Here is an 11,741-nt window from a genome sequence, read left to right on the forward strand (position 1 = left end):
AAGGCATAAAAAAAAGCCGAGACGCTTGTCCCGACTTTTTAGACTTGTTCATCTAAACTATTAAAATACTCAACCTTGATATCTTTATCAGTAATAATCAGCTTAGTGATACTACCGTTCTTAGCTGGTTCACCAATATCAAGCGCTGGATTATACCGATCAACGATGGAGCGAATGGTCATCCCATGAGAAACGATCAGGATCTTGTCACCATCCTTGGTGTTTTTTCGGATTCGATCAATTCCACGGTCAACTCGCTTCCAAAACGTCTTGTTGTCCTCCGCATTATTGTACAAATCGGCTCTGGCAATCAAATCACGAGCCTTTTCAAGACCAAAGTTTTTGAGCACCCCGGCCTCAGAAGTCGTCTTGACCTGCTCACCAACAAACTGCCACATCTGCTCCAAGTTTTCACCCTCAAAGTAGCCGTGGAACTGTTCCCGTAATTCGGGGAACTGATAACTAATGATGTTGATGTTATTGTTGTTGGCTTGCAAAATATGGTGGGCGGTTTGAATGGCTCGACCAGAATCACTACTAAAGGCCGCATCAAAATTGATGTCCTTCAATCGTTCACCAGCGTTATCGGCGTCCTCAAGTCCCTTTTTGGTCAAGGGTGAATCAATCCAACCTTGTACCTTGTTATAAAGATTCATATAGGTTTGTCCGTGTCGTACTAAGTATGCAGTTACTTTCATAATTTATTACCTCACTCGTTTCCTTAACTCTAACCCAATTATAACAAAAAACATTCCCAAAGTATTTTGGGAATGCTAATTTCTATTTATTTCGTTTTCGGTAGAATAGCCACTCGCAGAATGCCCCCAAAATTCCAATTAGGGTCAAAAGCAATCCCAGGATTAATCCTGGAGTGCGGTAATGGAAGTGAAGGGTGTGTTTACCGGGCTTTAATTTTATCCCAGTAAGGCCGTCAGCAACCATCAAAGTCTTGACTTTCTTACCATTCTCAGTCACGTGCCATCCCTTGTCATAAGGAATACTCAATAAGAGCACGTTGCGCTTTGAACTCGTCTTAACGTGACCAGTGAAATCGGCTCCTGAAAGTTTCAGGTTCTCAGGATGATCCACTCTCAGCTTGTATGGCTGAGTTTCGTCAACAAATTGATTGAAAGCCACACCGTCTAAGCCAGAGAAGCTCTTTAATAGACTCTTCTCCTTCAGACTATTAGAAGAAATAATCTTAACCGTAAATTTCTGTCCTTTATCAAAATGACCTAACTTAACGTTTTCAGTCCCGATCATCCGGTATCTTTCAGGAATCTTCTTGCCATTCACAAAGATTTTATCCTTGTAGAGGTTGGCCTGACTCAGATACATGTATTGGTTACCGGAAATAACCGGATTAACCGTCAAATTATACTTGTATCCGTCCACCGTATCCATTTGTCTAGTATCGTATGGATCAACCGTCTGATAACGGTACTTACCAGAATTATTAACGGTAACCTGAGCCTTATGCATGAACTTCTTCTTGGTTCCAGACTCGTCTTGAACGAAACGATTCAAGTTCTTAAAAACATGACCCTTGTTTAGTTTGGTCTTAACAATCCGATCAGAAACCGCATAGCCCAGTCCACTATAGCGTTCATTCTTTTTATTGATCGTCTGACCATTTTTCAAAATGGTTAACCGATTAGTAACTCCAAGTAGTTGGTCGGTAATCGGCGAACTACCAATCACGCTAACCCGGCGCACGTTTCTTGACGATAATCCCAGATTAGAAAGGACTGCTTGAGTATGCATGTTTAAAGTTGAACTATAGCCACTTACCCCACGGTAATTAAAGATAATTCCATCATTATACTGGTTGTAATCCTGATCAAAGATCCCACTGTACAGTTGATTATTCACGTCATTACGATGGAACGTCGTTTGATTCTTCTTATTATCAACTTTTTGGTCAATAATGCCTTTAGACTGGTTATAGGCATTTTCAAATTTTTTCTGATTCCCAAACATTGCAGGAGCATTCCTAAACGCATCAATCCGTCGTCCCTGAAGTGAGAGATAGAGGTTAACTCCCATCTCAACGCACAGGACTGCGAAAAGCAGGTACCAAATCTTTTTACCGTAGCGATTCGTTGCCATTAACAACAACGTGGTTATTAAGACAAAGATTAAGGCGTAGATCAAATGAGAATTTCCAGCAATAAGTTGAATGCCATACTGATGCATGTGGTTAAATAAGGCAACCAAATCGCCACAACCATAACCAATTACTAACAGGAAGGAAACGATTAAACCAGCGTTTTTAACAACTCGATTGTCCTTAAACGCTCCGTTAATGTAAGCTTCATAGGCAAACATGATGGTCACAAAACCGAACATGAAGGCTTCTCGATACGGGAATCCAGCTGGATTTTGGAACATGTGCCAAATAGTGTTAAAAGTGGTAATCCACATCCCGACGAAAATTGCCCCAACTAGCCAGAATGAAGCGTGTTTCTGTCGTTTCGTAATCTTCTTCGATAACCAAAACACCAGGAGGCCCATGATGAAGATCGTACCCACAAAGATACTGGGATCATGGGACAAACGGCCCATAAAGTTATTGGCTCCCACCCCAAGATTAACAAAAACAGCAGGACTAAACCTTGGATAAGGCAGAAAGTCCCAGATTTTGAATAATCCCTTACTGGTTGAAAGCATCCCCACAATTGATGGAATCAACATGAAACACGACAACAGGGCGGCAATGATCGAACTAACGACGTACTTACACGTCATGGAACCATGAACCTTTAGGTAATGCCAAAACCCAGTTTTAGTTGGACGGTTCAAAAAGACGAGATAGACAAAATAGATTAAAGAGTAAATACACAGCATATAGCCCATATAGTAATTCATGATAATGATGGCCGTCAAAGCGACGACGTATCCTCCCCATTTCCCCTTATAAAACAGTCGCTCAATTCCAAGGGTTAAAAGCGGTAGAATCATTAAGGCCTCAAGCCACATGAAATCATAGAAGTAGAGGGCAACGTAACCACTCAAACTGTATGCTACGGCAGCCATGATTTGCATCATGTCCTGTCTGTGATACTTCACTTTCAAAAAGAAGGCCATTGACCAACCAATTAGTCCGATCTTAATCAAAATGATGATTGAGATCAGAATTGGCATGTGAACCACACTGAACCATGAAACCAATAAGTTCAGAGGACTCATTAAATAGTAAGTGTAGATCGGAACGGTATTATCACCAATCGAGACCAAAAACGAGTATGCACTAAAGGTATGATGGAGCATTTGATCACGAAGTAACTTAAAAAATGGCATGTACTGCGTGAGCAAATCACTGATAAGTAGATTATGGTTACCAAATGGTGTTATTCCGTAAATTGCGAAGACGATGGAAGCCACTACGACCGGAATGATAAAAGCGGCCGCGTAGTATTTCCAAACATGCATTTTCTTTTTCATAGCTAAAAAATCCCTCGATATTAATATTTGTAAAATTATGTAACCACAGTTCATTGTATTATATTTTTGTGACGTAACCTAACAAATGTGACAATTCTTTAGGAATAATTTGTTAGTTCAATCATTTAACGCTAGCGTCTTTGACAAAACCAGCTAGCCTTCATAACTAGGATACGTCAATTATTCCAATTAACTTCCCTTAAAGTTAAATATCTCCCTAAATTACGTAATTTAACATTTCAATGGTGGTTTATTTCTTAAATTTTGGTAAAATGAATTTAAGCTTAGGCTAATAAATAAAAAGGAGTGTTCATATGTTTAGTAAAACAAAGGGCTTTGACCCGTTTTCACTGGTTATCGGAATCCTGAGTGTGATCTTATCACTCTTCATTTTGAAGAATCCATTGAACTCATTTAAGGCATTAGTTTTCGTCATTGCCATCTTGTCAATCGTTGAAGGGATCTTCAAGATTGCTGAAATTTCTCAACTAGACAAATCATTAGGGATGTCACCAGTTTGGCTTGTCATTAACGGTGTGCTTGATATCATCATTGGTATCTTGATCTTCTTAGACCCTGCCGTTGGTGGAATCTACATCTGGTTGATGTTATCAATCTGGTTCATCATCGATTCATTGTTTGAACTATGGTACAGTCGATTTGCCGAAAGAAACCACAAGGGTTACTTCTGGTTTGAAGTCATTCTTGGTATTATTGGCTTGATCTTAGGAATTGTTCTATTATTCCAACCAGCCATGGCAATGTCAGTTGCATTATTCTTAGTGGCATTTTACTTCATGTTCTTTGGAATTTTGTTAATTGTTCGTTCATTCTAATCAAAAATAAAAGATCGCGGATTCGCGATCTTTTTTTGTACCATTAATTATTTGCGATCCTTATTTGGTTCTTCAGGACGGTCACTACGTTCGATGTGTTTATGAATCTCTTTCCCATCGGTTGAACGGTTTTCATGGCCACGATCCTTTTTGTGATCGTCTTTTTCTAACTTATGCAATAAGTTCTTTTCTTGTTTTTCACTAGGTCTTCTGTCACTCATACTAAACCCTCCTCTTCTGTTTATACGTTCCCATTATATCATTATCATCGTGGCTTTCATAAAGAATCATTTCCAAAAATGGTTTAATTGCCTTTTGAAAAGATTAATGCTAGTTTCTAGATAACGAAAATGAAGGAGAAAATACTATGAAATATGGAGTTACTGCCGGAACGGGTCGTTTCGGTGAACGTGCTATTTTGGGCTTGATTCGATTGGTCCCTGTCGAAGACATCGTCGTAATCGCTAGAAACACGGAAAAAGCCAAAAAGATGTATCCTGCTGGAGTTGAAATCAGAAAGGGTGACTACAATGACACTGAAAGTCTGAATCAGGCCCTTAACGGAATTGATAAGCTCCTGTTTGTCTCATCACAACCTGATCCAGAACATCCCCGCTACGTCCAACACGAAAACGTGGTCAACGCCGCCGTCAAAGCTAAGGTCAAGTTTATCGCTTATACGAGCTTCCCTCACGCTGACATCGCCAAGGTGCCACTGGCAGAGGACCACGCCAAGACCGAAAAATTAATTGAGGCAACTGGCATCAACCATTCCTTTCTTAGAAACAACTGGTACCTAGAAAACGATCTCGACCTCATCAAACGTTCCGCTAAGGGAGCGGCTTTTATCTTCTCCGCTGGTGACGGCAAAGTTGGCTGGGCCGAAGAGAAATACTACGCGTTTGCGGCGGCCAAGGTCATGGAAAGCGACGAAAAGACCAAGGATGTCTATGAGTTCTATGGAAACGAACATACCTACGCTGACTTAGCAGCCTCAGTCATTGCCAACACCAACAGGGACTTTAAGGTTAACTTGTTAAACGATGACAACTACCGCCAAGCTTTAGCAAAACGCGGCTATGATAAGAGTTCAATTAATTTCATGGTCGGCGTTCAAGACATGATCAGGGCCGGGGTCTTAGATGAAAACATCGACGAACAGGCCGTCAAATTTGGCATGACTCATCAAGAAATCTTGGCAAACAATACTGACAACGATCCGGACCTGCCGCAGGTCATTGGTAGACCATTACCAACCCTTGATGAACAGGTTAAAGATTTATTATCCACTAAACCATCATACGAAATCTAAGCAAAAGAAGTTCTTTGATTAAAATTTTAGTCAGAGAGCTTTTTTAAACCCATTGATTGCATGATTTCCCCAAGTGTATTAACTTAAACTTAATTAACTACTAAACTTTCTAGCAGAATCGAAGTGAGTAACCATGCGGCAAGAATCACTCTTTAACAATCAAGATCAAAACGTCCCCTTGGCCAGTCGGGTTCGTCCCAAGACTTTAGACCAATTTGTGGGACAGCAAAATCTTCTTGGAGCAGGAAAAATTTTAAGAGAACTAATTGAAAACGACCAGGTTTCTTCCATGATTTTCTGGGGACCACCTGGGGTTGGTAAAACCACTTTGGCCGAAATTATCGCCAGAAAAACGCAATCAAACTTTTATAGTTTTAGTGCGGCCGACAGCAGCATCAGCAAAATTAAAAAAATCATGCGTCAGGCCGAACAGGATCAGCAAATTGGGCAAAAAACGATTGTCTTTGTCGACGAAATTCACCGTTTTAACAAAGCCCAACAGGACGCCTTTTTACCCTACGTCGAACAGGGTAGCATCATCTTGATTGGAGCCACCACCGAGAATCCGTCGTTTGAAGTCAATTCGGCGTTACTATCACGCTGTAAGGTCTTTGTCCTGCACGCCTTAAAACCGTCCGACGTGGTGACGCTTTTAAACAATGCCTTAAAGAATCCGGATGGCTTTGGCAAGCAAAACATCAAAATCGGCCAGGATGAAATTAACGAGATTGCTAATTTTGCTAACGGTGACGCCCGTAAAGCATTAAACATCCTGGAAATGGCCGTCCTCAACGGTGACAAAAAAGACGGTGTCACTAAAATAACGTTAGATGGTCTGAAACAACTGATTGGTAACAAGTTTGTGCTGTACGACAAAAATGGCGAGGAACACTATAACATTATCTCAGCTTTGCATAAATCGATGCGTAATAGTGACGTTGACGCCGCCATTTACTGGCTTTCCCGTATGCTAGATGGTGGAGAAGACCCGCTTTACATTGCGAGACGACTGGTGCGGTTTGCCAGTGAAGACGTTGGTTTAGCTGACACGAATGCTTTAAACGTTGCCATTAACGTGTTTCAGGCCTGTCAGTTTCTAGGAATGCCCGAGTGTGACGTCCACCTCGTAGAGGCCGTTACGTACCTCTCACTCGCACCAAAATCAAATGCCCTTTATAAAGCCCGACTGGCGGCCAAGAAAGACGTCCAGGAAACTGCTGATGATCCCGTTCCACTGCAAATCAGAAACGCTCCCACTAAGTTAATGAAAAACTTGGGCTACGGAAAGGGATACGAACTCGCGCATAACTATCAAGACAAACTAACGACGATGAAAGCGATGCCACCATCAGTTGAAGGCCACGTCTACTACAAACCCACGAGTGAAGGCCATGAGATCCGGTTCAAGGAACGCTTGGAACAAATCAAGAAGTGGCATGAACAACATGATAATAAAAATTAAGCCAAAAAATTGCCAGCCCGATGTTTAATCAGAGCTGACAATTTTAATTTACTGTAATTTTAAGAAAAATCGACGACACTAATAATTAAATAACGCTCCAAATACAACTAATACCAACATAATCAGTCCGAGAATCCAGAAATTAGCCGCAAACAAACCAATCGTAACGGCTAATAGAAACATCAACAAAAGACAACCACAAGCGGCACTGCTGATAAACTCAAACAGTAGCCAGACCAGAAACAAAAAAATAAAGATTGATATTGCAACAGTCATTTTTCGCCTTTCTAAGATACGATTAATTCATACACTTTATATTTAAACACAAAAAATGAACCTCTAAAAGTTCCTTTAGAGATTCATAATATTACATATTTCAAAAGCAAACAACAAATAATTCTAACGTAATGTAAGAAGCCTCATTAGAATAATTCCTATTTGTTATCAAGTAATTGTTGAAACTGGTCCATGGTATCATCAAACTTTGGCAATTTACCTGTATCTTGAGCGTTTCCAACAATCTTAATAACCAAATCGTTGAATGGAGTCTTGATTCCATATTTCTTGCCCGTCTCGGAGATCACCCCATTAATGTCATCAACCTCAGTCTTTCTGCCCTTCTCCAAATCTTGTAGCATACTGGCCTTTAGATTCTTACTGTTGTTCATCGCGGACTTCAGGTAGGCCAACTGTGCTGGTTCATCATTGGGATGTTCACTAGTAAGTGAACTGAGGTCATGATTTCCCATTTTGGCAAATTTCACACCGTCAGCATGACCGACCTTTAATCTTTCACTTACGATATTTAGCGCACTCTTTAAGCCAACCTCACTATCAGCAACCTGGCCAAACGTAGCATCACTTGCGGCTGATAACCCACTAAATGATGAGTTAACCAAAAGTTTAGACCATTTGGTTCCAAGTAAGTTATCGGAAATGGCGGTGCCACCAACGTGACTCAACACGTCTTTGACCTTCTTAATGCGGTCGGTGTCTTTTCCATCAAGTTCACCAATCTGAAACGCCGCATTTTCAAAGGCTGGAAGTGCCGTGGTCAATTCCGACTCCGTGTGGTTAAGTTGGGTTCCACCAAATTCAACGGAACCAGCAACGATATTTGCGGGATCAATGACCTTTGAAATCGCAATTTCTGGGACCCCGTTTTGAAGCGAAACCAAAGTCCCATTTGGTTTCAACACGTCTTTAACTTTCGGGAGAACTTCATCATTATGAGTCTGCTTGGTCAAAAGTAAAACGAGATCATACTCGTTCGATTTTAATTCATCCGGAGTCTTGGCAGTGACAGGAACAGTAAAGTCAGCCGTACCAGTAACCGTGGCACCTTGTTCGTTTATATCCTTAATGTGCTGGGGATTGTTGGCAATCAAATCCACGTTGCCTTTACCGTATGCTTTGGTGAGATATGCACCAATAATGGTCCCAAGTGAACCAGCGCCGTAGACTGCAATTTTCATTATTACCATACTTCTTTCTTTTTTTGGAATACTTTGGAATACATGGAGAAGTATGTCGCTGTGAAGTGGGAATGTCAAAAACGAGGGCTTATAAAAAGTGCTAAACCACTTAAATAGTTAGCACTCACATTATATTAGTTTTGTTTTTCAACCAACTCACTATACTTCTTATAAAAGCCCTTCGTATCCATATACGCCAAACGATACAACTCATAGTACTTGTTATACTCTTCGTGTCTTTCTGGATTGGGCTCAATCTTTTCATTAATTTTGACCCACTTTTGGACTGCTTGCGGTTGAATTTGCTTCAAGCCAATTCCAGCCAGAATGGCACTTCCAAGGTCGGCTTCACCACCAGAATCAGTCGTTTTGACGGTTTTACCCGTCACGTCCGCAATGACCTGGACCATTTTTTTAGAATTGCTAACACCACCAACTAGAGTAAACGAGTCGCCAATGTGATCACCAAACTGTTCAATACTCTGACGAACGGAATAGGCAATGGCCTCCTGAAAAGCCTTAAATAACTCATAACGCTTCGTCGTCATCGAAATCCCAAAGATGGTTCCACGAACGTTGGAATCCCAGACCGGACTGCGTTCTCCCATAAAGTACGGTAAAACAATCAAGCCATTACTACCAACGGGAACTTGCTCACTCTCTTCATCCAGCATTTTCGTACTGTTATTATTATCAACTTCCTGAGCGAATTCACGGGTGAACCAAGCAATTACCGCGCCAGCCGTGTTAGCCCCGGCAAAGTTATAGTAATATTCTTTTGGTTTGTAAGCATAAGGCCAAATAATCAGATTATCATCTTTAAGTGGCTTGTCGGTCACAAGTGCCGCATTCATTGACGTACCTAATGCAATCGTCATGCGACCCGTGCCAAGCACTCCAGTTCCAACCGTCGCTGGCCCAACGTCAACTCCAGTATTAAAGATTGGTGTCCCAACTTTAACGCCTAGTTCTTGCACCCACTTGTCAGTGACTTGACCGGCGACATCTGTGCTAGCAATCATCTTCTGCGGTAATTTATTTAAATCAATGCCTAATTTAGCGGCCAGTTCAGGTGACCACTCATCATCATTAATGTTGAAAATTCCAGCTAAGTTACCAGCCGCGGAATAATTAATGCTGATATTCCCCGTTAACTTGTAAATGACGTACGATTCGGGTGGCAAAAATTGATAAGTGTCGCGGTACAACTCCGACTTGTTTTGTTTCAACCACATAATTTTAGTGTAACCGTAGTACGGGTCAGCCAAGTTACCAGTGATGTCCATCAGTTCTGATTTACTGACAAGTTTCAGTGCTTCTTCAGTTTCTTTTGTGGCCCGGCGATCCATCCAAATCAAAGCGGGACCGAGTGGTTGACCACTTTTGTCAATTGGAACTCCAGAACCACCGTAGAGACCGTCGATGCCAATACCAATGATGTGGGTACTATCGACTTTTTGGGCTAAGTTTTTAATCAAGGACGTCACTGCCCGAAGCCAGTCGTCAGCATTCTCTTGTGCCCATTCTGGATGTGGTGTTTCTAACTGATATGAAGCTTTGTCCTGAGCGATAATTTCACCAGTGGTAGTCATCAAGATGGCTTTGGTGCTTGAGGTGCCGATGTCAATTCCTAAAATGTATTGGGTCATGGGAAGTCTCCTTTGAAAAATAAAGTGAGCTGTTTTGATGACTTAAGTTTATCTTATTGAGAGTAATTTGTTAATGAGTGAACATAAAATGGAATAAAAAAGAGATGCAAGAATGGGCATCTCATGTAATTATTAATATAATTATGCCAAATTACTTATAACACTAATTATTCTTATGATTTTCTCCAAAAAAAGTTGAAGCTAAAAGAATAGCCACAGATTCAGCATTTCCAAAAATTACTGTAATAATTGCAAATACCCATGCTAAAATGTTATCTATTTTAGCATCTTTTTGCGCTATTTGTTTTCTTCTTTTGCTTTCTTTAATGTCTTTTTTATTTTGATTCCAAGAATCACGTGTAATCATGATAATTTGCTTCTTTCTTCATTTCACAAATAATTTTATATGATTTTTCCTTTTGGTTTTGAAAAATGATACATACAATCAAGGTTAATAGGTGCAATGGTCTTATCTTTACGAATAAGCCCATATATTGGTAAATCTAACTTTTGGTTGACCTTATTAACCACCAGTAGTGAAGAGTTTCCCTCAAAAAGATTAGGCTCGTCGCACGTCAAACTAATATTAGCATATTGATCACTCTCGTACTTCTTAAAAAAAGGATCGTCAGAATTAAATAACATTGGCTTTAAATATTGAGTAATCTTTTGCGGAGTATATAAAACTTCGCGGCCATGTTGTTGATCCAGGCAGTTATAAACTAAATCCGTAATAGTCATATCTTTAGGCACTTTAGTAATAAAGTGATCCGGGTGATAATAAAATTCGGCATTAGTTTTAAAGGTGTTTACTTTGTTTTTATTCGGGTTTGGGAATAACATTTTTAAGCCTCCTCAATGTACTCGTAAGCGTTCATCATTTTTTCGGTGCCGGTTCTTAATCTCATTAGAATGACGTACTACTAAAACCGAAGATCACTTTAGTAATCGTGCTTATGAGTTCTTAATCTCATTAGAATGACGTACTACTAAAACTGCAAAGCACACAAAAATATTAGTAAATATGTTCTTAATCTCATTAGAATGACGTACTACTAAAACGAACTATCCTGTTGACTCATATAACCATTGGTTCTTAATCTCATTAGAATGACGTACTACTAAAACGTCTTTATCGGTTACCGGTTAATTCAATCAGTTCTTAATCTCATTAGAATGACGTACTACTAAAACACTTTATTCTATGATTTAGAGAACAAATACGTTCTTAATCTCATTAGAATGACGTACTACTAAAACACCCAGCTTGTTTGACCAAATCCATACCATGTTCTTAATCTCATTAGAATGACGTACTACTAAAACTACTAGTGTGCGCTTCATCAAAAATTACAAGTTCTTAATCTCATTAGAATGACGTACTACTAAAACCCCGTGATTGCCCCATAACGCTGTCTACCAGTTCTTAATCTCATTAGAATGACGTACTACTAAAACTCTTTGTTCCAATCTCGAACGAAAGCCCTTGTTCTTAATCTCATTAGAATGACGTACTACTAAAACTCCTCTGGGGAATAATCCAACCAATTCTATGTTCTTAAT

11 protein-coding genes and 1 CRISPR repeat array are annotated in these 11,741 nt (G+C 40.1%); of the genes, 3 read left to right on the plus strand and 8 right to left on the minus strand.

Annotated features, from left to right (window positions below):
- Positions 1–38: 38 nt before the first annotated feature.
- Together AC6UD1_RS03240 and AC6UD1_RS03245 are read right to left on the minus strand one after the other, a co-directional pair.
- On the minus strand, positions 39–698 hold the full coding sequence (locus tag AC6UD1_RS03240; protein WP_500693372.1) for a histidine phosphatase family protein: 660 nt from the start codon (positions 696–698) through the stop codon (positions 39–41).
- Between the two features lie 82 nt (positions 699–780).
- The gene (locus AC6UD1_RS03245; RefSeq protein WP_500707292.1) at positions 781–3,444 is read right to left on the minus strand and encodes a YfhO family protein; all 2,664 of its coding nucleotides are present in this window, start codon (positions 3,442–3,444) and stop codon (positions 781–783) included.
- 314 nt (positions 3,445–3,758) lie between these two features.
- Between AC6UD1_RS03245 and AC6UD1_RS03250 the strand changes: the two genes are divergently transcribed.
- The gene (locus AC6UD1_RS03250; RefSeq protein ID WP_500693370.1) at positions 3,759–4,280 is read left to right on the plus strand and encodes an HdeD family acid-resistance protein; all 522 of its coding nucleotides are present in this window, start codon (positions 3,759–3,761) and stop codon (positions 4,278–4,280) included.
- A gap of 47 nt (positions 4,281–4,327) precedes the next feature.
- Here AC6UD1_RS03250 and AC6UD1_RS03255 read toward each other — a convergent pair whose 3' ends face one another.
- Positions 4,328–4,501 carry a hypothetical protein gene (locus AC6UD1_RS03255; RefSeq protein WP_500693369.1) on the minus strand — a complete coding sequence of 58 codons (174 nt, stop codon included), beginning with the start codon at positions 4,499–4,501 and terminating at the stop codon, positions 4,328–4,330.
- 146 nt (positions 4,502–4,647) lie between these two features.
- Here AC6UD1_RS03255 and AC6UD1_RS03260 point away from each other — a divergent pair, with 146 nt between their 5' ends.
- The gene (locus AC6UD1_RS03260; RefSeq protein ID WP_500707293.1) at positions 4,648–5,592 is read left to right on the plus strand and encodes an NmrA family NAD(P)-binding protein; all 945 of its coding nucleotides are present in this window, start codon (positions 4,648–4,650) and stop codon (positions 5,590–5,592) included.
- A gap of 133 nt (positions 5,593–5,725) precedes the next feature.
- Positions 5,726–7,054: a replication-associated recombination protein A gene (locus tag AC6UD1_RS03265; protein ID WP_500700895.1), complete on the plus strand. Its 1,329-nt coding sequence runs from the start codon at positions 5,726–5,728 to the stop codon at positions 7,052–7,054.
- A 78-nt stretch (positions 7,055–7,132) separates the two neighbouring features.
- Here AC6UD1_RS03265 and AC6UD1_RS03270 read toward each other — a convergent pair whose 3' ends face one another.
- The 5 genes from AC6UD1_RS03270 to AC6UD1_RS03290 all read right to left on the minus strand — a co-directional run bounded on the left by AC6UD1_RS03270 (position 7,133) and on the right by AC6UD1_RS03290 (position 11,021).
- Complete coding sequence (locus AC6UD1_RS03270) at positions 7,133–7,330, minus strand: hypothetical protein (RefSeq protein WP_500700896.1); 198 nt, start codon at positions 7,328–7,330, stop codon at positions 7,133–7,135.
- A 158-nt stretch (positions 7,331–7,488) separates the two neighbouring features.
- Positions 7,489–8,529 (minus strand): ketopantoate reductase family protein, encoded by a 1,041-nt coding sequence (locus AC6UD1_RS03275; protein WP_500700897.1) that lies wholly within the window; start codon positions 8,527–8,529, stop codon positions 7,489–7,491.
- Positions 8,530–8,663: 134 nt separating this feature from the next.
- Positions 8,664–10,178: an FGGY-family carbohydrate kinase gene (locus tag AC6UD1_RS03280; protein WP_500707294.1), complete on the minus strand. Its 1,515-nt coding sequence runs from the start codon at positions 10,176–10,178 to the stop codon at positions 8,664–8,666.
- A gap of 163 nt (positions 10,179–10,341) precedes the next feature.
- Positions 10,342–10,545, minus strand: coding sequence for a hypothetical protein (locus AC6UD1_RS03285; protein ID WP_500707295.1), 204 nt, complete (start codon positions 10,543–10,545; stop codon positions 10,342–10,344).
- 35 nt (positions 10,546–10,580) lie between these two features.
- Positions 10,581–11,021 (minus strand): hypothetical protein, encoded by a 441-nt coding sequence (locus tag AC6UD1_RS03290; RefSeq protein WP_500707296.1) that lies wholly within the window; start codon positions 11,019–11,021, stop codon positions 10,581–10,583.
- 51 nt (positions 11,022–11,072) lie between these two features.
- Positions 11,073–11,702: a CRISPR direct-repeat array (repeat unit 36 nt; unit sequence GTTCTTAATCTCATTAGAATGACGTACTACTAAAAC).
- Positions 11,703–11,741 lie beyond the last annotated feature (39 nt).

It is taken from the genome of Fructilactobacillus sp. X8R1C1 (genome assembly GCF_059900945.1).

Coding starts and splice junctions, on each gene's coding strand:
- AC6UD1_RS03280 (WP_500707294.1), bottom strand. CDS start 10,178: ATGACCCAATACATTTTAGGAATTGACATCGGCACCTCAAGCACCAAA.
- AC6UD1_RS03240 (WP_500693372.1), bottom strand. CDS start 698: ATGAAAGTAACTGCATACTTAGTACGACACGGACAAACCTATATGAAT.
- AC6UD1_RS03275 (WP_500700897.1), bottom strand. CDS start 8,529: ATGAAAATTGCAGTCTACGGCGCTGGTTCACTTGGGACCATTATTGGT.
- AC6UD1_RS03255 (WP_500693369.1), bottom strand. CDS start 4,501: ATGAGTGACAGAAGACCTAGTGAAAAACAAGAAAAGAACTTATTGCAT.
- AC6UD1_RS03245 (WP_500707292.1), bottom strand. CDS start 3,444: ATGAAAAAGAAAATGCATGTTTGGAAATACTACGCGGCCGCTTTTATC.
- AC6UD1_RS03260 (WP_500707293.1), top strand. CDS start 4,648: ATGAAATATGGAGTTACTGCCGGAACGGGTCGTTTCGGTGAACGTGCT.
- AC6UD1_RS03270 (WP_500700896.1), bottom strand. CDS start 7,330: ATGACTGTTGCAATATCAATCTTTATTTTTTTGTTTCTGGTCTGGCTA.
- AC6UD1_RS03250 (WP_500693370.1), top strand. CDS start 3,759: ATGTTTAGTAAAACAAAGGGCTTTGACCCGTTTTCACTGGTTATCGGA.
- AC6UD1_RS03290 (WP_500707296.1), bottom strand. CDS start 11,021: ATGTTATTCCCAAACCCGAATAAAAACAAAGTAAACACCTTTAAAACT.
- AC6UD1_RS03265 (WP_500700895.1), top strand. CDS start 5,726: ATGCGGCAAGAATCACTCTTTAACAATCAAGATCAAAACGTCCCCTTG.
- AC6UD1_RS03285 (WP_500707295.1), bottom strand. CDS start 10,545: ATGATTACACGTGATTCTTGGAATCAAAATAAAAAAGACATTAAAGAA.